We start from the raw sequence: 21,844 nt of genomic DNA on the forward strand, positions 1-21,844 counted from the left end.
GGTGGCGGTGCGTCGGCGTCAGCGGCGGGCTGCTCGGCCCGGCACTCGATCCGCTCCCGCGGGGCGTAGGTGGACGACACGGTGTCGGTGCTGACGGTGGCGCCGCCACGCTGGACGGTCCGGGTGACCCGTGCCGTGTAGCCGTCCCGCCCCGCGCTCGGGGTACAGCCGGCGGTGGTGACCACCCGGGTCGGCGCCCGCCGGACGTCCGTGCGGGGCGCCGTGGAGATACGGACGATGTATTCGCGAGTGCCCCACAGTCGGACCGTCACCGAGTTCCCGCTGCCGGAGGCGTCGATCACGAGCCCGGTGTCCTGCGCGTTGCGGAACCCCACGTCGGCCGAGGCCGTGGCATCCCGTCCGGCGGGGAACGCGTCGCCGTCGACACCACGCGACGTGCGCACCGGATCCTGGACGCCGGCCTCGAACGCGGCGTTGAACAGTGCGGTGGCCACGGCGTCGGCGGAGGTGTCCCCGGAGACCGTGCCGGCGAGCTCCTCCATCGAGAAGCTCTCCCCCGCGGGGATGAAGTGCCCGGCGAGCGAGGCGATCATCGACTGGGCCCGCCCGTTCGCGCCGACGGCCACCGTGAACTGACCGACCGGCTCGCGGATCCCGGCTCGCTCGGCCTCCTCGGTGGTGAGTTCGGGATCGCGACCCACGTAGCCGACCGGGAGCACGCGCGGGCCCGCGGTGTCCGTGAGCTGGCCGGGGAGAGCACCGAGCAGCGGACCCCACTCGACCGTCCGTCCCTGGACCGCGGGCACGACCGTGGCGGTGGTCCCGCTGAACTCGAAGCCGGCGTCCCTGCCCTCCTGTTCGGTCGGCTCCAGGAGCGGCTCGAGGATCCCCTTGGCGGCGTCGGCGTCGAAGCGCGGCTCGAGCACGTCGCCCTCGCGGACGAAGGTCAGGTACTCGCCGATCCGATCGCGGGGGAAGACCACGGGCACGGCGTCGGGGTCGTCCGGGTCGATCATCTCGATCTCCCGCTCGGCGGACTCGGGACGCTCCCGGCCGGCGGGTGGCGGTGGGGCCGGCAGCCGGGTGGTGATGGTCGTGACCGGCGGTTCGGTCCCGTCCTCACGGATCCGGGAGGCCAGCAGCGTCACGTCGCGGGTGGCGGCGGGTTCGGCCACGTCCCGGATCAGTGCGCGGACCTGCTCGGCGTCGGTCTCAGTGGGCGTGTAGTCCACGGGCAGGTCCACGCCGTCGTCGTCGAGCCAGTGCTCGAGCACCGCGTCGCGGGAGTTCTCGATCTGCAGGCGCTGGCCGTCGAGCGGGATGGCCGACCGGACCTGGTCGCGGTCGAACCAGATGGCCCCCTCGCGGGGCTCGAAGTCGGCCTGCAGCGCGAGCCGTTCGAGGAAGTCGGTGAGCCGGGCGTCCGGGATGACGCTGGCGATGCCGACGTCGGTGGACCACACCAGGCTGATCAGCCGGGTGATCGGGTTGAGGGGCTGCTCACCGGCCCGGTCGAGCGTGCCCTGCCAGTCCACCGACAGTCCGACCGCCTGCGGGTCCAGCGTCGTGGACACGGCCCCGGCGCGGAGATCCACCTCGTCGTCGACCCGTGGCCCCAACTCCTCGACCAGGCGCCGCTCGGCGTCGGCCGTGGTCATCCCCCCGACCTCGATCCCGGCGACCTCGGTGCCGCGCGGTACGCGCCCGATGCTGTTGACCAGGTCGAATCCGTACAGCACTGAGAGCGCCATGAACACGCCCACGCCCGTGTGCAGCCAGCGCGAGTGCACGCGGTAGCTGCGCCGCTCGGACGCGGTCGGCCGGGGCCCCGCCCCCTCGATGGCGACGGGCCGGGCCGGGCCGCCGCCGGTACTGGTGGACTCCTCCACTCGTCACGTCTCCTCACGAAGCGGGGCGGCGTCCCCGGCGGGGCGCCGGCCTCAAGACTCCCGCACGAAGCGCTGTGCACACCACTATGACGGACCGGTGCGATGCGCGCAGCCCCCGCGCCGAGCGCGGGGGCTGCAGGTCAGGCGTTACGAGGGTGGGTCAGCGCTCGACGATCGCGGTGACGCCCTGGCCGCCCGCGGCGCAGACGGAGATGAGCGCCCGGCCGGAGCCCTTCTGCTCGAGCAGCTTGGCCGCGGCGGCCAGGATGCGGCCGCCGGTGGCGGCGAACGGGTGACCGGCCGCCAGCGACGAGCCGTTGACGTTGAGCTTGGAGCGGTCGATCGACCCCAGGGCCTTGTCCAGGCCCAGGCGCTCGGTGCAGTACTCCTCGGACTCCCACGCGGCCAGGGTGGCCAGCACCTGCGAGGCGAACGCCTCGTGGATCTCGTAGTAGTCGAAGTCCTGCAGGGTCAGGCCGTTGCGGGCCAGCAGCCGCGGCACCGCGTAGGTGGGGGCCATGAGCAGCCCGTCGGGCGTGCGACCGTCGTGGCCGTGGACGAAGTCCACCGAGGCGGTCTCCGAGTCCACCAGGTAGGCGCGGACCGGCAGCTTGTTCTCCTTCGCCCACTCCTCGCTGGCCAGCAGCACGGTGGACGCGCCGTCGGTCAGCGGGGTGGAGTTGCCGGCCGTCATGGTGGCCTCGGTGCCGTGGGCCTCGGCGTCGCGCTTGCCGAAGACCGGCTTGAGCTTGCCCAGCTTCTCCTCGGAGGAGTCGGGCCGCATGTTGTCGTCGCGGGCCACGCCCAGGTACGGGGTGACCAGGTCGTCCTGGAAACCCGACTCGTAGGAGGCGGCGAGGTTGCGGTGGCTGGCCGCGGCCAGGGCGTCCTGGTCGGCGCGCGAGACGCCGAACTCGCGGGCGGTGATGGCGGCGTGCTCACCCATCGACAGCCCGGTACGCGGCTCGGCGTTCTGCGGCTGCTCGGGCACGAGGCCCTGCGGGCGGATCTCACCGAGGAGCTTCAGGCGGTCGACGGTGGACTTGGCGGAGCCGACCTTGATGAGGGTCTTGCGCAGGTCGTCGTTCACCGAGAGCGGCGCATCCGAGGTGGTGTCGGTGCCTCCGGCGATGCCGGACTCGATACGCCCGAGGGCGATCGCGTCGGCCACCTGGATCGCGGCGGCCAGGCCGGTGCCGCAGGCCTGCTGGACGTCGTAGGCCGGGCTGGCCGAGTCGAGCACCGAGCCGATCACCGACTCGCGGGTGAGATTGAAGTCGCGGGAGTGCTTGAGCACGGCGCCGGCGACGACCGACCCGACGCGCTTGCCCTGGAGGTTGTAGCGGCTGGCCAGCCCGTCGATCGCCGCGGTGAGCATGTCCTGGTTGGAGGCGTCCGCGTACTTGCCGTTCGAGCGGGCGAAGGGGATTCGGTTGCCGCCGACGATGGCGACCTTGCGGGGGCTTGTGGTCACGTGTGTCACTCCCGTTTGTTCTCGGTGTCCGGTGGCCCGAAACGCGGCCCTGGCAGTATTGTTACTCAACGGTAAGTTACTTGTCGACCCGTAGGACCGCACACCTCTCCAGGAGATGATCGCCATGGCACAGAGCAACCTCGACCTCTACTCGCAGTTCGTGACCTCGGCCCCCGGGTCGTTCATCGCCGGCAAGGTCGGCCTCCCGCAGCCGGAGCAGCTGCGCCGCCACGAGGCCGGTCAGCCCGCCCTCCACGGCCCGGTCCTCATCGGCGGCGAGGGTCGCCTCGTCGAGCCCGTCCGCGAGATGCTCTCGGGCGACTACGAGCTGGCCGGCGCGGGCACCGAGGGCAAGTTCGCCGGCCTCGTCTTTGACGCCACCTCCTTCAAGCGCCCCGAGGACCTCGTCGCCCTGTACGAGTTCTTCAACCCGGTCGTGCGCAACGTCATGGCCAGCGGCCGCATCGTCGTCCTGGGCATGACGCCCGAGGAGACCGGCTCGGTCGAGGAGCGCATCGCCCAGCGCGCGCTCGAGGGCTTCACGCGCTCGCTCGGCAAGGAGATGAAGCGCGGCTCCACCGTCCAGCTCGTGTACGTCTCCCCCGACGCCGACGCGGGCGCCTCCGGGCTCGAGTCGACCCTGCGGTTCGTCCTGTCGGCCAAGTCGGCGTACGTCGACGCCCAGGTGTTCCGCGTGGGTGCCGGTCCCGCCACCGCCCCGTCGTCGTGGGACCGCCCGCTCGAGGGCAAGCTCGCCGTCGTCACCGGGGCCGCGCGCGGCATCGGCGCCGAGATCGCGGCGGTCCTCGCCCGCGACGGCGCGCACGTGATCTGCTGCGACATCCCCGCCGCCGGCGAGTCGCTCTCGGCCACCGCCAACAAGGTCGGCGGTACCTCCCTGCCGCTCGACGTCACCGCCGCCGACGCCGCCGAGGTCCTGGCCAAGCACGTCACCGAGCGCCACGACGGCCGCATCGACATCCTCGTCCACAACGCCGGCATCACCCGCGACAAGACCCTCGCCGGCATGGACGCCGCGCGCTGGGAGTCCGTCATGGCCGTCAACCTCATCGCGCCCGAGCGGATCACCGCCGAGCTCGCCGAGAAGGGCGTCCTCGGCGAGGGCTCGCGTGTGGTGGGCGTGTCCTCGATGGCGGGCATCGCCGGCAACCGCGGCCAGACCAACTACGCCGCCTCGAAGGCCGGCGTGATCGGCTTCGTCAACGGCGCCTCCGCGGAGCTGGCCTCCAAGAACATCACGGTCAACGCCGTGGCGCCGGGCTTCATCGAGACCCAGATGACCGCCGCCATCCCGTTCGCGACCCGCGAGGCCGGTCGCCGCATGAACTCCCTGCAGCAGGGCGGCCTGCCGGTCGACGTGGCCGAGACGATCGCCTACTTCGCCAACCCCGCCTCCTCCTCGGTCACCAACAACGTGATCCGCGTGTGCGGCCAGTCGCTGCTGGGGGCGTGATCGATCGTGGAATACACCCGGCTCCCCGGAATCCCCAACCTGCTCGGCCAGTACGGCAAGGCCGCGGTCGGCGCCCTCCCTGTCGTCGGCGGCTCCCGTGACGGAAAGTCGATGCCGTCGAAGGGCGTCGAGGTCACCGGCGTGCGCGTGGACGTGGCGAACCTCGCCGCCTACGCTCGCGTGTGCGGCCTGCGCCTGACCGACGAGCTGCCGCTGACGTACCCGTTCACGCTGGCGTTCCCCTTGAGCATGCAGCTCATGCTGGACCCGGACTACCCGGTGCCGGCCATGGGCTCGGTGCACCTGACCAACGAGATCGAATCGCGCCGCGCGCTGCGCGTCGGCGACGAGCTCAACATCCGCGCGCACGCCGAGAACCTGCGGGAGCATCCGGCGGGGTTGCTGTTGGACGTGGTCACCGAGATCAGGACAGGCGACGACGACGAGCCCGCCTGGGTGCAGCGGTCGGGCCTGCTCTCCAAGCGCAGGACCTCCCTGACCCCGCCGAAGGACGCGCCGCGCCCGCCTAAGCCCGCGCCGCCCACCGCGGCCGAGATCGGCGACCCCACGGTGGTGAAGTCGGTGTCCGAGGCGCAGATCGCCGAGTACGCGGCCGTGTCCGGCGACCGCAACCCGATCCACGTCTCCCGCGTGGGCGCCAAGGCGTTCGGGTTCCCGAACGTCATCGCCCACGGAATGTGGACCGCCGCGACGCTGCTCGGCGTGGTCGAGGGCGAGATCCCCCGGCGCGCCCGCTACTCGGTGGAGTTCGGCAAGCCGGTGATCCTGCCCGCCAAGCTGGGCATCTACGCCCGTCGCGGCGGCGCGGGTGATCCCGCCTGGTCGTTGACCGTGCGCAATCCCAAGAAGCTGGGCACCGTGCACGCGACGGCGACGATCGAGGAACTCTAGGCCCCGCGGCGCACCATTTCCGCGGCGCACACGTCGAGAAGGACGTTCCGCACACATCGCCCGAGAGGCGGGTGTGCGGAACGTCCTTTTCGTTGACGGGCCGAGCCATACAGGCTCCGCGGGGCCTGTCGTAGGCATCGGATAGGTTCATCCCCGTCCCTCGGGTGACCGCGGTCACCGGGGTGCTCGCATGTCCCCTGCCGCGCCCTCTGCCCCGCGGCGCCTGCCCCCGAACCCTGGAGTCCTCGTGCCCGATCGCCCTGAGCGCCGCCCCGTCCGATCCATCCTGCGCGCCCGGCTGCTCGCCGGGGTGGCGACCGCCGCCGCCGTCAGCGTGGCCGCGCCCGTGACCGCCCTCGCGCAGGGCAGCGTCCCCGCCCCGCCCGTCGGCTCGGTGGACGCCGGGTCCCTCGGCTCGACTGGGTCGTCGGGCTCCGCGGGGTCGCTCGGCTCGGCGGGCCCGGGCGGTGAGACGCTCCCGCCGCCGCTGAAGCAGGGCCCCGCGGTCGAGGTGGAGGTGGTGCTGGACGGCTTGACGATCCCGTGGGACGTCGTGCGCGACCCGGACGGCGTCGTCGTCACCGGCGAGCGCGGCACCGGCAAGATCGTGGCGGCCCGGCCCGACGGAACGCGGTCGGACGTCGAGGCGGACCTCGGCCGGCTGTTCACCGGCGGCGAGAGCGGCCTCATGGGAATCGCACTGGCCCACGACTTCGCCACCAGCCGCGAGGTCTACACCTGCCACTCCGACGACGACGCCGACGACAGTCGCGTTACCGCCTGGCGCGCAGCGGACGACTGGTCCCGGCTCGACGAGATGGACGTCATCGTGTCCGGCATCGCCCGACAGGACATCGGTCACCACTCCGGGTGCCGGATCCTCGCGCACCCCGACGGCACCCTCTATATCGGCACCGGCGACACGTTCCACGGCTCGGTCCCGCAGGACTTGCGCTCTCTCGGCGGCAAGGTGCTCCACGTGAAACGCGACGGCGCCCCCGCCGACGACACGATCCGCGAGGAGGGGGCCAATCCGCGCATCCTCACCTACGGACATCGCAACGTGCAGGGCCTGGCGCTGCAGCCGGGCACCGGCCGGATCTACTCGGCCGAGCACGGCACGCTCGTCGACGACGAGATCAACCTCATCCTGCCCGGGAAGAACTACGGGTGGGATCCCTACCGCCCCGGTATCCCGCGTGATCACGACGACGCCTCGCCGATGACCGATCTGGAGAAGTTCCCCGACGCGATGGAGGCCGTGTGGTCCTCGGGGGACCCCACCTGGGCCACCAGCGGGATCACCTTCCTCGATCACCCGTCGTGGCGTGAGTGGAACGGCGCGCTGGCCGTCGCGATGCTCAAGTCCAAGCGGATCGCCCTCATGCGACTCTCCGACGACGGGCTCGAGGTCACCGACACCGTCGAGATCCTCGCGGACGAGCACGGCCGCATCCGCTCCCTCACCTCGGAGCCGGACGGCACCATCCTCGCCACCACGTCGAACGGCAACGGACGGGACGAGGTGCTACGGATCCGGCCCGCAGTCGCCGAGTGACCGGACGCTGACCGGGCCGGTGTCCGGTGTCGCGCGGGCCGCGGGTCGAATAGGTTCGGCGGCATGAGGGACCGGGAGTAGCTGTGTCCAGCATCGCCGTTCCGCCCCCGCTCGCCCGGCTGGCCGTCGTCATCGCGGTGGCCGTGGCCGTCCCGCTCACCGCCTGCTCGGCGACCGGCGACCCGGACGGCGGTGGCTCCGGTGGCGGCTCCGCGAGCACCGGTTCGCCCGGGGCGCCGGCCTCCGGTCGCCCGCTCCCGCCCGGCCCCGCCGTCGAGGTGAAGACGATCGCCGACGGCCTGACGATCCCGTGGGACGTCGTCCGCGACCCCGAGGGCGTCATCGTCACCGGCGAGCGGGGCTCGGGCACCCTGCACGCGATTCGCGCCAGCGGTGCGCGGACCCTCATCGAGGCGGACCTCGGCGAGGTGTACGACCGGGGCGAGAGCGGCCTGATGGGCATCGCCCTGGCGGCCGACTTCACCGCCAGCCGCGAGGTGTACACCTGCCACTCCGACCCCGCGGCGGGCGACAACCGCGTCACCGCGTGGACCGCCGCCGAGGACTGGTCCGCCCTCGAGTCACCGCGGGTCCTCCTGGACGGGATCCTCCTCGCCGAGCGGGGGCTGCACTCGGGCTGCCGCATTCTCGCCCACCCCGACGGCACCCTGTACATCGGCACCGGCGACGCGTTCACCGGCCCGGCGCCGCAGGACCTCGGCTCGCTCTCGGGCAAGATCCTGCACGTCACCCGCACCGGCGCGCCCGCCCACGACACCATCGACGACTCGCGAGTCCTGACCTACGGGCACCGCAACGTGCAGGGGCTGGCGCTGCGGCCGGACTCCGATCAGATCGTCTCCGCCGAGCACGGGCCGGACGTCGACGACGAGGTGAACCTCGTGCTCCCCGGATCCGGCTACGGGTGGGCGCCGGACTCGGGCGGGCGGTACGACCAGAGCGTGCCCATGACCGACAGCGCTCGGTTCCCCGACGCGGTGGAGGCGTCGTGGCGCTCGGGGGCGCCGACGCTTGCTCCGGGTGGGATCGCGTTCCTCGACGACCCCGCGTGGGGCGAGTGGGACGGAGCCCTGGCGGTGGCGATGCTCAAGACCAGCCAGATCGTCCTCATGACCCTGTCCGAGGACGGCACCACTGTCACCCGGACCGCGGCGATTCTGCGCGGAGAGCGTGGTCGCCTGCGGTCGATCACCCCGGAGCCCGGCGGGTCGCTCCTCGTGACCACCTCCAACGGCGCCGGCGAGGACGAGATCCTGCGGGTGCGCCCCGCCGCGGGCTGACCCGCACGCGTCGCGGCCGGGTCCGGTCGGGTCCGGTACCGCCGGTGCCGCATCCCGCATATGTTGTGGGCCGCAACACTATTCGCGCCCTTACCCTCAGGGAGATCCCGTGCCGTACAGCTCTGCTCGCCGTGCGTCCCGCGCCGCCGCCCGTTCCCGCGCACGCTCCGTCGTCGGTCTCGCCGCCGCGGCCACCGCGGTGACCCTCGCCCTCCCCGCCGTGGCGTCCGCCCAGTTCGGATCCCTCGGGCCCGGCTCGTCCGGCTCGGTGGACACGGGCTCCGTCCCGCCGGGTCTGCTGTTCCCGCCCACGCCGGGCATCGGTGCCGGGGAGGGCGTCCGGGTCGTCGACGGACCGGCGGTCGAGACGGAGGCCGTCATGGAGGGGCTGAACGTCCCGTGGGACGTGGTGCGCACCCCGGACGGCACCATCCTCACCGGCGAGCGCGGCGGCCGCATGGTCGTTCAGCGCCCCGGCGAGGAGCAGCGCGAGATCTCGATCGACCTGCCGGGTCTGTTCCGGCAGTCCGAGAGCGGCCTGATGGGCATGGCCGTCGACGCGGATTTCGAGGAGAACCGCGAGATCCACGTGTGCTGGTCGCGGGCGGTCGGCGGCGAGCGCGACAACCGCGTCACCACGTTCGAGGTCGACGAGAACTGGACCACCCTGACGAAGGTCCGGGACACGCTCACCGGGATCCCGCTCGGCGCGACCGGCATCCACAGCGGGTGCCGCCTGCTCACCGTCCCCGACGGGTCGATCTACGTCGGCACCGGCGACACGCAGAGCCGCACCGGCCCGCAGGACCCCGAGTCGCTGGCCGGCAAGACCCTGCACATCACCCCCGAGGGCGATCCGGCGACGGGAGACTCGGTGATCCACACGATCGGCCACCGCAACGTCCAGGGCCTGGCGATCGACCCGGACTCCGGGCGCGTCTACTCCGCCGAGCACGGCCCGGACGTCGACGACGAGGTCAACCTGCTCGAGCCCGGCGGGAACTACGGCTGGAACCCGAACATCGGCGGCCAGTACAACCAGAACGTGCCGATGACCGACACCGCCAGATTCCCCGACGCGATCGACGCCGTGTGGTCGTCCGGGGCCCCGACCCTCGCGCCCGCCGACATCGAGTTCCTGGGACCCGAGTGGGGCGAGTGGGCCGGCGCCCTGGCCATGGCCAACCTCAAGACCCAGAAGCTGGTGCTGCTCCGGCTCGGCGAGGACGGCCGCTCGGTCGTCGACGCGTCGGTGCTCCTCGAGGGCGAGTTCGGCCGCCTGCGGTCGATCGCCCCCGAGCCGGACGGCTCGCTGCTGGTGACGACCTCCGACGCCGACAACCGCGACCAGGTCTTCCGGGTCAGCCCGGCCGCGGCACGGTAGACCCCGGGCCTCGGGCGGGCTCTAGGTGATGAGCGCCGTCGCCATGACCATGGGCAGCGAGACCACCGAGGCGATCGAGGTGACGACCGTGAGGGTCTTGAAGGTGCCCTGGGTCGACAGCCCCAGCAGCGATTTGAACATCCAGAAGAAGTTGCTGTTGACCTGGAGCGCGAACATCGCGCCGGACGCGATGGCGAGGCCGATGACGATCGGCGACATCTCGACCGACCCGAGCACCGGCCCGATGATCCCGGCTGCCGTGATGGCCGCTACCGAGACCGACCCGATCGCCAGGTGCAGCACCGCGGCGACGAACCAGGCGAGCAGGATGCTGAGGATGACCGGTGCCCCGGCGTCGGCCGTGAAGAGATCGGCCAGGACCGTGTCGAGTCCGGTCTCCCCGATGACCGCACCGAGGGATCCGCCGATGCCGGTGATGAGCAGGATCTGGCCGGTGGTGTGGAAGCCCTCGTTCATCGCCCGGCCGGTTCCGTCTGCGCCGAGGGTGCGCCGGCAAAGCAGGTAGGCACCGAGCAGGCCGACGAAGAGCGCGAGGTTGGGGTCACCGAGGAAGGCGATGAAGTCAGTCGAGAATCCGAGCAGCTCGGCGAAGGCACCGAACGCGATCATCACCAACGGCACGAGGATGGGCAGTAGGCACACGAACAGCGGGGGCGTGGCGGTGTCCTCCGTGACCAACTCCGTGCTCTCCAGCTCGGCCATCGCCTCGCCGACCCGCTCGTCCGAGGCCGGCTTCCAGTACTTCCCGCGCAGGAGCAGCCGGAAGAGGAGGGTCGTGACGAGCGCTGTCAGTGGCCCGAGCACGAGCCCGTAGACCAGCCACGACCCGAGGGGAATGTCCAGTAGACCCGCGATGGAGACCGCGGCCAACCCGGGGATCACGAAGACGAACCCGGCGAAGATGCCGGTCCCGAGCGCACCGGCCATGAGCGGCAGCCCGGTCCGACCGATGTAGGGCCCGCTGGAGCGCGCCACCGGCGCGGCCAACACCACCTGCACGTCCACGTAGATCGAGGGGAACACGGTCGCCACCGCCGCCGTCAGGGCGTACGGGAGCCGACCAGGGCCGACGCCGGTGACCAGCAGCGCCACCATCTTCCGAAAGGCCCCCATGGCGTGGAGCAGGGCCCCGATGAGCACGCCGAAACCGATCAGCAGACCGACCTCGGCCATGATCTCGCCGAAACCGGTGGCGATCGCGGCGATGGTCGCAACGAAGCCGACGCCCGTGGCGAGGCCGAGATAGAGAGAGCCGAGGATCAGCGAGATCACCGGGTCGACTTTCGCCTTGATGATGAGGCCGACGACGAGGACGATCGCGATGACGGTGTGCAGGACGATCACGTGAATCTCCTGTCGGTACGGGCGACGGGGACGATCAATACGACCACACCGCGGTGCGCCGAGGAAGAGGGGGACCGCCCCGGGTGTCGACGACGCGACCACGGGCCGCCCGGCGCCCGTTCTGCTACAGGCGCAATACCTTTCGGGCGGCGTCGGCCAGCGCGACCGCGTAGCCGGCGCCGTGCCCGGCCGAGTGGGTGGCGAGCGGGTGCAGCTGGTGCAGCGGCACCCGCTCCCGCCAGCCCTCCCGCAGCGGCCGGACCTCGCCGTAGCCACGCAGGATGTGATCGAGGTGCGGCGCGCCGAACAGGGCGAGCATCGCCAGGTCGGTCTCGCGGTGGCCCCCGTGCGCGGCGGGGTCGATGAGCACGGCCTCAACGCCGCCGTCGCCCGCCGCGCCGGCCCCGCCCCCGGCCGTCCACAGGACGTTTCCCGTCCACAGGTCGCCGTGAATACGGGCGGGAGTGTCGCCGGGGTGGTCGAGCTCGCCGGCGGCCACGCGGTCGCAGGCCCGCTCGACCGCGGCCAGGTCGGCACCGTCGAGGACACCCAGGTCCACCGCGATGCGCACGAACGGCCGGACCCGCTGCTCGGCGTAGAACTCGCCCCACGAGTCGGTTGGCCTGCACTCCTGGGGACGGTTGCCGATGAAGCACCGGCCCGCCCAGCCGTCGGCGGGTGCGCCCCAGGCGGCCGCACCCGCGTCGTGCATCGCCGCGAGCGACCGCCCGAACCGCAGAGCCGCGTCCGCCGTGGCGCGACCCGCGGGGATCTTCTCCAGGGTGATCTCGTCGTCGTCGACCCCTTTCACCTCCACGACGCGGGGCCCGCCGGGGGCCGCGGCGAGCCACGCCAGTCCGGCGGCCTCGTGGCGGAAGAAGTCGGGCCCGTGGTCCGAGCCGCGTTTGACGAACACATCGGCGCTCACGTCATGGTCTCCTTCTCGTGCGCGGGGGCTCGGTCTGCGGGATCGGGGTCGGCGGGATCGGGGCCGGCGGACGCGGGGCCCGCGGGCGTGCGGTCGGCGCGGCCGAGCAGCGGCCCGGCCAGGGCGGCGATGAGGACGCCGCCGACGATCATCGGTGTCACGGTCCAGCGCAGGCCCGCGACCTCGGCGATGAGCCCGACGAGCGGCGGCGAGGCGAGAAAGCCGAGGCGCATCACCCAGTTGAGCACCGCGAGCCCGGCGCCGGGGGCCAGGCGGGGCACGGAGTCGGCGCCGACCATCGCGCCCGGGATGACGGTCGCGATACCCCATCCCGCCAGTACGAACCCGGCGAGCAGGACCACCAGAAGGGTCGACCCGTCGAGCGTGAACGACGCGACGAACGCGGCGCTCGCGCCCACCATCACGAACAATCCGCCCGCGCGGGCGAGTCGGGCGGCGCCGAACCGTTCGACCAGCGCGTCGCCGCTGACGCGGCCGGCCAGCTGCGCGCCCTGCACGGCGATGAAGCCGAGCCCGGCGAGTCCCGCCCCGGCGATGGTGGTCTCGCGCAGGTAGAGGGCCGACCAGGTCTGGGCGAAGTCCTCGACGAGCTCGGCGCAGCACGCGAACAGGCCGAGCGCGACCAACTGCAGGAGCGCGCGGCCGCCGGGGAGGCGGCGGGCGGCCGGTGCGCGGGCGGCGCCGCGGGGTCCGGGGTCGGCCGGCACGGTGCCATCGAGCGCTGTGTCGAGGTCGCGGCCCCGCTCGTCCTCGGCGGCGGCGGGGCCCAGCCGCATCGGGTACGCGGCCACGGCGGCCAGCGCGCACACCACGGCGGCACCGATCATCTGGGCCCGGACCGACGCCCCCGCCCCGGCGGCCACCGACCCGCCCGCCGCGCCGAGCACCGCCCCGAGCGACCACAGCGCGTGGAACCGGTTGATCAGCGACCGGCCGTGGCGCAGCTGCACGCGGATGCCGTGGGCATTCATGGACACGTCGGTGATGGCGTCGCACACGCCGAACGCCAACAGCAGCGCCGCGAACACGGCCACGACGGGCGAGAACCCCACGAGCGCGGCGGTCACGGACGCGCCGACCATCATGGCCACGGCGACGGCCCCGTCTGAGCGATGCCTCATGAGGGCGGGCGTGAGCAGCCCGCCGACCAGCGCCCCGGCCGGGTAGCAGGCCATCGCCAGCCCGAACTCCCCCGCGCCCAGGTCGAGGGCGCTCTTGAGGTCGGGCAGGCGGGGCACGATCGCGCCGAAGATCGCGCCGTTGGCGGCGAAGAGCAGGGCGGTCGCGGCGATGGGCCCCCGGACGTCGGCGGTGCGGGCCGCGTCGTCGGGAACGCTCGTCGAGGTCACGCCCGCCAGGGTACGGCCCGGGATGCGGCGGTAGCGTTGTGCGCGTGGAGCGGTCGACCGACGGGCGGGAGCGGGACATGTACGACGTGGCGGCGGAGGTCCGGACGGACGACGGCAGCATCCGCGTGGTGTGTAGCGTGCCGCTGCCGGTCGCGCCGGAGGTCGTGTGGGACGCGGTCGCCACCGCCCAGGGCATCGCGTCGTGGTTCGTCTCGTGCGCGATGGAACCGCGGGTCGGCGGGCGGATCGTGCAGTTCGCCGACCCGGGCGCGCCCGACCCCTCGACCGGCCCGGAGGCCGCGGCCGAGGCCATGCTCACCGCGACCGTCGGGGAGATCACCGAGTACTCGCCGCCCACCGCCGACGCGCCGGGCGTCTTCGCCTACGTGGAACGTGACTGGATGGGCGAGGGCGTGCCGGTGCCGCCGTGGGAGACGTCGTGTGAGGTGGTCGACGACGACGAGGGCGGCAGCGTGCTCACCCTGCGGTCCGGGTTCGGCTCCGGCGGGGAACTGGCGGGACAGTCCGTGTCGGGCAGTGTCGACGGGTGGGCGCAGGCGCTGACCGTGCTTGCCCACCGGCTGACCCATCGCCCGGCCGGCGGGGTGGTGACCGTGGACGCGGCCACCGATCCCGTGCAGCAGACGGTGCCCGAACTGTGGGCCCGCGTGACGTCGCGGCTGATCGCCCCTGCGGCGGGGGTCGGCCACGATCCGGCCGGTGGTTCGGGCAACAGCGGCGTCGTGGCGCGCTCGGGCGAGGTCGGCGGCATCGTGGTGACCGAGTCGGAGGCGTCGCGCACCCTCATCCTGTCGGCGCCGGTGGACGGGATGCTGGAGCTGTTCGCCTTCCCGGCGGGCGAGACGCATGAGGACGCGGCCGGTCGCGCGGCGCTGGCGTTGCGGGTCTACGAGTACGTCGACGTGCCCGGCGGCGACGGCCGCCCGCTGGGTGCCGCGGCGGTCGACGTCACGCCCTCCTGGGACGCACCGCGCTGGCGTGCATGGCTCGAAGGGCTGCTGGCGGACTGATCCGCGAGCGGCGGACCTGCGGTTACGCGCGTCGGCGGGTCGGCTCGGGTCGGCCGGGGGTGACGGTGGAAACACGGCGGTACGGTGAGGCGATCTACCCTGTGCCCGCAGTAGGGTGACGGGGAGTACGACACGAGCGCCGGGAGGCGCCGTCCACCGACGAGGAGCGAGATCGCCAATGGCGGATTCCAACGAGACCGTGACCATCGCGACCGGCGAGGGCGCCACAGGCACGACCCTCCTCGGCATCGGGGCGTACCGCCCCGAGCGGGTGGTGAGCAACGAGGAGATCTGCGAGAAGATCGACTCCACCTCCGAGTGGATCTACGAGCGCTCCGGCATCCTCAACCGCCACGTCGCCGGTCCGGACGAGGGCATCGTCTCCATGTCGATCGAGGCGGCCCGCGCGGCCGTGGCCTCGGCGGGCATCGACGCCGACCTGATCGATGCCCTGATCGTGTGCACGTCCACCAACTGGACCCAGGTGCCGCACGCGGCCCCACAGGTCGCCACCGCCCTCGGGCGCAACGGCATCGCGGCGTTCGACCTCACCGCCGGCTGCGCGGGCTTCGGCTACGGCCTGGCGGTGGCCACCAACATGATCCGCGGCGGCGGCGCCCGCTACGTGGTGGTCGTGGGCGTGGAGAAGATGACTGACGGCATCGACTTCTCCGACCGCAACACGGCCTTCATCTTCGGTGACGGTGCCGGCGCCGTGGTGGTGGGCCCGTCGGAGACCAACGACATCAGCCCGGTCGTGTGGGGGTCCGACGGAGAGCAGGGCAGCGCCATCCGTCAGACCAAGGATTTCAAGCAGTACGTCGACGAGGTCGACGCCTCCGCCGCCGCAGCGCGCGAGGAGGCCGTGCTCCAGCCCTTCCTGGTCATGGACGGTTCCAAGGTTTTCCGCTGGGCCGCCGTGCAGGTGTCCAAGGTGTGTGCACAGACGTTGGAGGCGGCGGGCGTGACGGCCGAGCAGATCCAGGCGTTCATCCCCCACCAGGCCAACGGCCGCATCAACTCGGCCATGGCCAAGCACCTCGGGCTGCCGGACTCGGTGGCGATCGCCAACGACATCGAGCAGACCGGCAACACCTCCGCCGCCTCGATCCCGCTGGCGATGGAGACCATGCTGCGCGAGGGAGAGGCCGAGCCGGGTCAGATCGCGCTGTGCATCGGCTTCGGGGCGGGACTGTCCTACGCGGGGCAGGTCCTGCGGCTGCCCGCCAAGCCGCCCGCGAACTGACGCACTCCGCCCGCTCGACCCGCGCCCTCCCGGGCCCGCCACGACACGCCTCGTGGCGGGCCCGGGAGGGCGCACAACTAGACACGTGTTCATGAGACGCTGAGGGCATGCACACGTCCCTTCCCCGCCGCTCCGCGCGCCGTCTGATGACCGGTGCCCCAGCGGCCGCCGCCGTCCTGTTGTCCCCGCTGCTCGCGGCTCCCGCCGGGGCCGCGCCCGCTCCCACGATCCCGGCGCCGGTCACCCCGGAGACGGCGCCGCTCGAGGTGGCCGGCGGTTCGGTGCAGACCCTCGGCGCTAACATCGCCGGGCAGGTTGCCGGGACCGGGATGGGCCCGTCGGTCCACACCGGTCCCGGCACCGGCCCGTCGAAGTACGTGGCACTCGGTGACTCCTACGCCGCCGTGGGCCGGATCGCGCCGGGCGCGTGGGGTGCCGGCCCGGTCGCGTGCGTGCGCACCTCCGACGCGTACCCGACCGTGGTGGCCCGTGAGCTCGGCGTGGGCACGTTCGTCAACGCCACCTGCGGGGGCGCCGTGGTCGACGACTTCCGGGCGACGGGCCGGACCGGCGCCCCGCCACAGTTCGACGCGCTCGACGCCGACACCGACCTGGTGTCGATGACGATCGGTGGCAACGACGTGGGCTTCGGCGCGGTGATCGTCGCCTGCGCTCTGCGTCCCAACACCGCGCCCGAGCTACTACCGCTCGTCGACGGCGCGACCGGGAACCTGTCGAAGGGCTTCGACCCCACCACCGGCTGCTCGGATGTGATCGACCGGCAGGCCGCCGAGGCGCTCGAGCGCCTCGACCAGCGACTGGACGATGTCTACGCCGAGATCGCCCAGCGCGCACCCCGGGCCCGCGTCGTGACGATCGGGTACCTCGCGGCCGTCCCGGAGGACGACTCGGTCATTCAGCAGTCCCCGTCGTGCGCGCCGTTCATGGCGATCAGCGCCGAGGAGCGGGCCAAGGTCCGCGGGTTCCAGGACAGCATCAACCGCGTGGTCCGCGACGCCGCCGAGCGCAACGGCGTCACCGTCGTGATCCCGGACGAGCCCGGTCACTCGATGTGCACCTCGCCCGACACCCGTTGGGTCGACTTCACCGGGCTCGAGACCGGCGCGGTCCCGGTCCATCCGACCTCGGCCGGTCACGCCCACGTCGCCGACCGCGTGCTGGCGGCGCTCGCTGACGACTAGCGGCCAGCGGCCGGCTGGTCACGCTCGCGGACAACTGTCCAGTTGCGGCGATCGCCGCTCGGAGCGGCGGCGATGGGGAGACACTGAGATAATGTCGACTCCTCATCGCCGCCGACGCGGCCCTTTCACCACGTCCCTCGCCCTCGCCGCTGCCGCCGCCCTCGTCGCGACGCCCGCCGCTGCTGCCCAGTCCACAGCCCAGCCCGACGGCGCGATCGCCGCCAGCTCGCTGGGCGCGACCGACGAGATCCCGGGCAGCGTCGCCGGGTCTTTGGGCTCTCTCGCCGAGCCCGCCTACCCGGAGTACGTCGCGCTCGGTGACTCGTATGCAGCGTTGGGCGACAGCACCGAGCCCGCTGGTGGTCCCGTCGGCTGCGCCCAGAGCCTGGCGAATTACCCCAACCAACTCGACGCCAACCCTGCTGTCGGCGAGCTGACCGACGCCAGCTGCGGTGGCGCCGTGACCCGGGACCTGTTCGAACCGCAGCGCGAGGGCGTCGCGCCCCAGTTGGACGCCCTCGACGAGGACACCGATCTCGTGACGCTGTCTATCGGCGGTAACGACGTCGGGTTCGGGACGATCGTCGGGTGCATCACCGCACATCTCAACCCCGAAAAGCCCTCCCCGCTGCTCGACTGCCGTGACCTTCTCGGCGACACCGTCAGCTCGGACATCGACGACATCTACGGCCCCGGCGGAGCGGTCGACGACATCTACGCCGAGATCGCCGAGCGCTCGCCCGATGCGACGGTGATCGCGACCCAGTACCTGCCCCTGATGCCCGCCGATGACGCGGACGGTTGCGGGTTCACTCAGGCCATCGGAGCCGAGAACCTGGCCTGGGCCCGCGAGATCACCCAGGAGATCAACGACGCGGTCGACGAGGCGGCTCGCCGCAACGGCCACGTCTCGGTGCTGCCCGTCGATGACACGGACCGCAGTGGCTGCGCTCCGGCGGACGAGCGGTGGGTCGTGTTCGCCGATGGCTCCGAGAACAATGCGGCGCCGTTCCACCCCACCGCCCTCGGCCAGCAGGCGATGGCGGCCGCGATCGCCGCGGCGCTCTGACACAGGCCGACGACCCGGCCCGTCGCGGCCAGCACCGCAGCCGCCCCTCGGGATGGCGTCTCGCACACACCGCGGGGCGGGCGAGAAGCCATCGGCAGGGGCGGCTGCGGGAGAAGGCGGGCATCAGCCCTCGAACAGCGTCTGCCCCACGTAACCGCCCTCGGGCGCACCCGGCGGGAGCGCGAACACCGCGGAGCCGATCGGGATGGTCCACGTGTTGAGCGCGTCCTGCTCGGCGAGCCGCCGCTGGACCGGGATGTACGTGCGCACCGGGTCGGCCTGGTAGGCGGTGAACAGCAGACCGGAGTTGCTGATCTCGCCGCCCTCCGGCGGGTCGTCGTAGTTGTACGGCCGCCGCAGCATGGCCTCGCCCCTGTTCCGCTGGCGGGCCCGCGCCATGTGCGATTCCGGCGGGATCACCGGAAGGCCGGTCTCGTCGACGGCCTGGAAGTCCGGCGGATCGTGTTCCTCGGCGCCCGTCAGCGGTGCGCCAGTGTCGAGCCGCCGGCCCACGCTGAGCTCGCGCGAGGTGCGGTCAATCTCCTCCCAGGTGTCCATGGTCATGCGGATGCGCCGCAGCACCAGCGACGATCCACCCCGCATCCAGCGCTGTTCGCTGCCGTCGGAGAACAGGATCTGGTCGAAGTCCACGTCGTCCGGCCGCGGGTTCTCGGTGCCGTCGATCTGCCCGAACAGGTTGCGTTGCGTCCGCCCGCTGGGGTCGGTGCCGACGGCCTTGCGAAAGCCCCGCTGCGCCCACCGCTGCCGTGCGACACCCCGCACGCCGGATGCGAGGATCCGCGCGGCGTGCGAGACGATCAGCGGGTCGTCAGCGCAGATCTGCAGGAGCAGGTCGCCCTCGGACCACCGGTCCTCGAGCTGGTCGATCTGCGGGAACGCGGGCAACTGCGCGAGCCACGACGGCCGTTTCTCCGGCATCCCGGCGGCGTCGAAGAAGCCGGGCCCGAGGCCGATCGTCACGGTGAGACGCGCCGGGTCCTCGGCGAGCTCGGGCTCGAGATCTGCCAGGCCGCCCCGCCCCTGGGTGAGGCGGGCGGCATCCTGGGACCAGGCGCGCAGAACGCCCTGGATCTCGGTGCGTGTCGCTCCCGGGACGATGTCGAACGCCACGAACGCCGCGTGAGATTGCGGTGCCGTGGTGATGCCGGACTGGTGCGGGCCGTGGAACGGTTCCGTGGTGGTCCCCACGACCCGCGAGTCGGCGACCGTCTTCCAGTCGGCGATCGCCTCGTCGTCGTCGACGACACCCCGCCCCGCGTAGCCCGCGGCGCCCCCGACGACGCCGCCGCCCACCACGGCCGCGACGCCGCCGGTGAGCACGGACCGTCGGGACAGGCCGCGCCGGAATAGACCGCGTCGGGCCTGGTCAGCCATCGTGGTTCATGCCTCCGTGCTCGCCGCCGACGTACTCCTCCTCGCCGCCCTGGAAGTCGCGGGCGAAGACGGTGACGTCCTGTTCGGCGCCGTCGAATTCGAGGGTCAGTGTGATCTCCTGGCCGGTGGTGATGGGCTCGTCGAGGTCCATGAGCATGATGTGGTTGCCGCCGGGTTCGAGGACGAGCTCGCCGCCGGCGGGGATGACGAAGCCGTCCTCGCGTTCCTGCATCATCATCCCGCTGCCGCCTGCGACGGTCTCGTGCAGTTCGGTGCTGCCGCCGAGTTCACCGTCCACACCGGTGAGGTGCAGGTCGGTGTCGCCGGGGTTGCGGATGGTGCCGAAGACGCCGGACATCTCGGTGTCGGTGGCCTTGGCCCAGCCGTCGTCGAAGGTCACGGTGGCTGTGGTGTCGTTCTCGGCCGCGGTGTCGCCGGCCGTGTCCGCGTCGTCGGTGCCGCAGGCGGTGGTGAGGGCGAGCGCGAGCGCGGTGGCCGCCGCGAAGGCGGCACGGGTGTGGGTACGCATGGGTGTGGGTCCTTGGTGGCGTGTGTGATCGCCCGGCAGCGTGTCGCGCGCCGGTGCGTGAACGGGTGAGATCACACGGCCACGGGCGGCGCCCGGGTTCCCCCGCGGGCCAGGAGGTACCGTCCGCGCGGGGCGTCGGCGTCGTAGGAGGCCAGGAGTCGGGCGACGACGACGAGGTGAGCCGTCACGGGAGTGGGCATCACCCGGGCCGCCAGCCAGGACAGTGTCCCGGTGAGGATCGCCACCAGCGCGAGCGTGAGGACGATCGCGGCCAGGTGGGCGCCCAGCATCGACGGGGTGAACAGCGCCGATGCCGAGGCCGCCGGGTCGAGGCTGACGCCGTCCATCGCGGCACGAACGGCCGCCGGGTTCGTCGCATGGTGGCCGAGCGGGCCGGCCGCGCCGTGCGAGTGCCCGGAGGCCAGCACCAGGTGGACGACCCCCTGACCGGCGACGAGTCCGGCCGCCGAGGTAAGGATCGGTGACCGCTGCCGGGCGAGGGCCGCGGTGACCACGCCGACACCGGCGCTGGCGGCGGCGACCATGAGGATCTGCCCCGACGTGGGCGGACCCGCCGCTGCACCGGCGGCCAGACCGTGGGCGCTGATGCCGAACACGCCGCTGACCAGTGCGACCACGATTCCCACGACCGCGGTCACCACGGGTGGGACCTCGGCGCGCAGGCGGTCGGCGGACATGACCCGATTCTAGGCTGGACGTAGGACAGCGCCCCTATCCGGCGGCTGCGCCTTCTGCGGTGACGCCCTCTGCGCTCGTGCCCTCGGTGGCGGTCGCGAGGCGGGTGCGCTCCTCGTCGGCCAGGCCCGCCTCGATGCGCGCCAGCATGTGTGGACTCATCTCGGGCAGGTCGTCGATCGCGAACCAGCGGACGTCGGTGTTCTCACCGTCCGCGGGGTGCGGCTCGCCGCCGAGGTAGGTGCAGGCGAAGGTGTGGTCGATGTACTGCGCCCGGTCGCCGTTGGCATACGTGACCATTCGGGAGACGCCGAGGGAGGCGAGTCGGTCGACGCGGATGTCCACGGCAGCTTCTTCGCGTGCTTCGCGCACTGCGGTGTGGGCCGGGTGTTCACCGGGGTCGATGATGCCGGTGACGGGGGTCCACCATCCGTTGTCGCTGCGTCGGACGAGCAGGATCCGCTCATGGTCGGGGTGGCGGATGACGGCGGTGGCCCCGGCGAGCCACAGCGGGGCGTTGCCGACGTGTTTGCGGAGTTCGAGCACGAAGTCGGGGGTCGCCATACCGGTGAGCGTAGCGGCCGGTGAGCCTGCCGACCGAAATGACGGATCCCCCGCCGACCGCATGGTCGACGGGGGATTCGCGCAGTGCTATCCGGTCGCTGACTCAGTCAGCGTGGAGGGGCAGAACCTCAGTTCTGCTGGTCCTCGGGCTCGCACTCGTCGCGCTCCATGGAGCCGTTGTTCTTGAGGAAGTCGATGGCCTCCTGCGGCAGCTGGCAGACGGCACCGACGTTGATCTCCGGAAGCGGCGGGAGGGCGATGCCGCCCTGGACGGCCAGGCCGACCGCAATACCGCCCGCGACGAGCGAGCCGAGTGCCATCAGATCCTCAGAGTCGGAGCCGGTGCCGCTGCCGGGGGCAACGACGATGTCGCCCGAGCCAAGGTTAGAGGAACCTGCCTCGAGCGCATCGACCGAACCCGTAACGAGGGTGTTGAGCGAGCCGGTGTCCGGATCCAGCGACCCACCCGGCTCCGTCAGCTCAGCCAACGAACCGG

General features: G+C 72.4%; 19 protein-coding genes. 9 read left to right on the plus strand and 10 right to left on the minus strand.

Going from position 1 to position 21,844, the window contains the following annotated elements:
- Together KHA85_RS18410 and KHA85_RS13205 are read right to left on the minus strand one after the other, a co-directional pair.
- Positions 1 to 1,850 (minus strand): VanW family protein (locus tag KHA85_RS18410; RefSeq protein ID WP_213186139.1); only part of this gene is annotated, 1,850 nt, incomplete at its 3' end.
- 160 nt (positions 1,851 to 2,010) lie between these two features.
- Positions 2,011 to 3,324: an acetyl-CoA C-acetyltransferase gene (locus KHA85_RS13205; RefSeq protein WP_213186140.1), complete on the minus strand. Its 1,314-nt coding sequence runs from the start codon at positions 3,322 to 3,324 to the stop codon at positions 2,011 to 2,013.
- A 124-nt stretch (positions 3,325 to 3,448) separates the two neighbouring features.
- On the opposite strand from KHA85_RS13205, the gene KHA85_RS13210 reads away from it, so the two are divergent.
- The 5 genes from KHA85_RS13210 (at position 3,449) to KHA85_RS13230 (ending at position 9,953) form a co-directional block, all read left to right on the plus strand.
- Positions 3,449 to 4,798 carry a 3-oxoacyl-ACP reductase gene (locus KHA85_RS13210; protein ID WP_236885674.1) on the plus strand — a complete coding sequence of 450 codons (1,350 nt, stop codon included), beginning with the start codon at positions 3,449 to 3,451 and terminating at the stop codon, positions 4,796 to 4,798.
- Positions 4,799 to 4,804: 6 nt separating this feature from the next.
- Complete coding sequence (locus KHA85_RS13215; RefSeq protein WP_213186141.1) at positions 4,805 to 5,710, plus strand: MaoC family dehydratase; 906 nt, start codon at positions 4,805 to 4,807, stop codon at positions 5,708 to 5,710.
- A 247-nt stretch (positions 5,711 to 5,957) separates the two neighbouring features.
- Positions 5,958 to 7,268 (plus strand): PQQ-dependent sugar dehydrogenase, encoded by a 1,311-nt coding sequence (locus tag KHA85_RS13220; RefSeq protein ID WP_213186142.1) that lies wholly within the window; start codon positions 5,958 to 5,960, stop codon positions 7,266 to 7,268.
- 83 nt (positions 7,269 to 7,351) lie between these two features.
- The gene (locus tag KHA85_RS13225) at positions 7,352 to 8,569 is read left to right on the plus strand and encodes a PQQ-dependent sugar dehydrogenase (protein ID WP_213186143.1); all 1,218 of its coding nucleotides are present in this window, start codon (positions 7,352 to 7,354) and stop codon (positions 8,567 to 8,569) included.
- 109 nt (positions 8,570 to 8,678) lie between these two features.
- On the plus strand, positions 8,679 to 9,953 hold the full coding sequence (locus KHA85_RS13230; RefSeq protein WP_308936955.1) for a PQQ-dependent sugar dehydrogenase: 1,275 nt from the start codon (positions 8,679 to 8,681) through the stop codon (positions 9,951 to 9,953).
- A 21-nt stretch (positions 9,954 to 9,974) separates the two neighbouring features.
- On the opposite strand, the gene KHA85_RS13235 is transcribed toward KHA85_RS13230, so the two are convergent.
- From KHA85_RS13235 to KHA85_RS13245, 3 genes are all read right to left on the minus strand, one after another.
- Positions 9,975 to 11,318 carry a GntP family permease gene (locus KHA85_RS13235; RefSeq protein ID WP_213186144.1) on the minus strand — a complete coding sequence of 448 codons (1,344 nt, stop codon included), beginning with the start codon at positions 11,316 to 11,318 and terminating at the stop codon, positions 9,975 to 9,977.
- Between the two features lie 124 nt (positions 11,319 to 11,442).
- Positions 11,443 to 12,246, minus strand: a complete 804-nt coding sequence (locus KHA85_RS13240) for a fructosamine kinase family protein (protein ID WP_213186145.1) — start codon at positions 12,244 to 12,246, stop codon at positions 11,443 to 11,445.
- Positions 12,243 to 13,616, minus strand: coding sequence for an MFS transporter (locus tag KHA85_RS13245; RefSeq protein WP_236885676.1), 1,374 nt, complete (start codon positions 13,614 to 13,616; stop codon positions 12,243 to 12,245). Before KHA85_RS13245 ends, KHA85_RS13240 begins: the two co-directional genes overlap by 4 nt.
- A 44-nt stretch (positions 13,617 to 13,660) precedes the next feature.
- On the opposite strand from KHA85_RS13245, the gene KHA85_RS13250 reads away from it, so the two are divergent.
- From KHA85_RS13250 to KHA85_RS13265, 4 genes are all read left to right on the plus strand, one after another.
- Positions 13,661 to 14,647, plus strand: a complete 987-nt coding sequence (locus KHA85_RS13250; protein WP_308936956.1) for an SRPBCC family protein — start codon at positions 13,661 to 13,663, stop codon at positions 14,645 to 14,647.
- Positions 14,648 to 14,825: 178 nt separating this feature from the next.
- On the plus strand, positions 14,826 to 15,893 hold the full coding sequence (locus tag KHA85_RS13255; protein ID WP_213186146.1) for a beta-ketoacyl-ACP synthase III: 1,068 nt from the start codon (positions 14,826 to 14,828) through the stop codon (positions 15,891 to 15,893).
- 107 nt (positions 15,894 to 16,000) lie between these two features.
- Positions 16,001 to 17,095, plus strand: coding sequence for an SGNH/GDSL hydrolase family protein (locus KHA85_RS13260; RefSeq protein WP_213186147.1), 1,095 nt, complete (start codon positions 16,001 to 16,003; stop codon positions 17,093 to 17,095).
- Between the two features lie 91 nt (positions 17,096 to 17,186).
- Positions 17,187 to 18,164, plus strand: a complete 978-nt coding sequence (locus tag KHA85_RS13265; protein ID WP_213186148.1) for an SGNH/GDSL hydrolase family protein — start codon at positions 17,187 to 17,189, stop codon at positions 18,162 to 18,164.
- Between the two features lie 123 nt (positions 18,165 to 18,287).
- On the opposite strand, the gene KHA85_RS13270 is transcribed toward KHA85_RS13265, so the two are convergent.
- From KHA85_RS13270 to KHA85_RS13290, 5 genes are all read right to left on the minus strand, one after another.
- Positions 18,288 to 19,559, minus strand: a complete 1,272-nt coding sequence (locus KHA85_RS13270; protein WP_213186149.1) for a Dyp-type peroxidase — start codon at positions 19,557 to 19,559, stop codon at positions 18,288 to 18,290.
- Positions 19,552 to 20,088 carry a copper chaperone PCu(A)C gene (locus tag KHA85_RS13275; protein ID WP_213186150.1) on the minus strand — a complete coding sequence of 179 codons (537 nt, stop codon included), beginning with the start codon at positions 20,086 to 20,088 and terminating at the stop codon, positions 19,552 to 19,554. The genes KHA85_RS13270 and KHA85_RS13275 overlap by 8 nt, the downstream gene beginning before the upstream one ends.
- A gap of 71 nt (positions 20,089 to 20,159) precedes the next feature.
- Entirely contained in the window at positions 20,160 to 20,786 is a 627-nt protein-coding gene (locus KHA85_RS13280; protein WP_213186151.1) for a hypothetical protein, read from the minus strand.
- A 34-nt stretch (positions 20,787 to 20,820) separates the two neighbouring features.
- Positions 20,821 to 21,348, minus strand: coding sequence for an NUDIX hydrolase (locus KHA85_RS13285; RefSeq protein WP_213186152.1), 528 nt, complete (start codon positions 21,346 to 21,348; stop codon positions 20,821 to 20,823).
- 128 nt (positions 21,349 to 21,476) lie between these two features.
- On the minus strand, positions 21,477 to 21,844 hold a 368-nt coding region (locus tag KHA85_RS13290), incomplete at its 5' end, for a hypothetical protein (RefSeq protein ID WP_213186153.1).

The organism is Dietzia massiliensis, assembly GCF_018390595.1.
GTDB lineage: Bacteria > Actinomycetota > Actinomycetes > Mycobacteriales > Mycobacteriaceae > Dietzia > Dietzia massiliensis.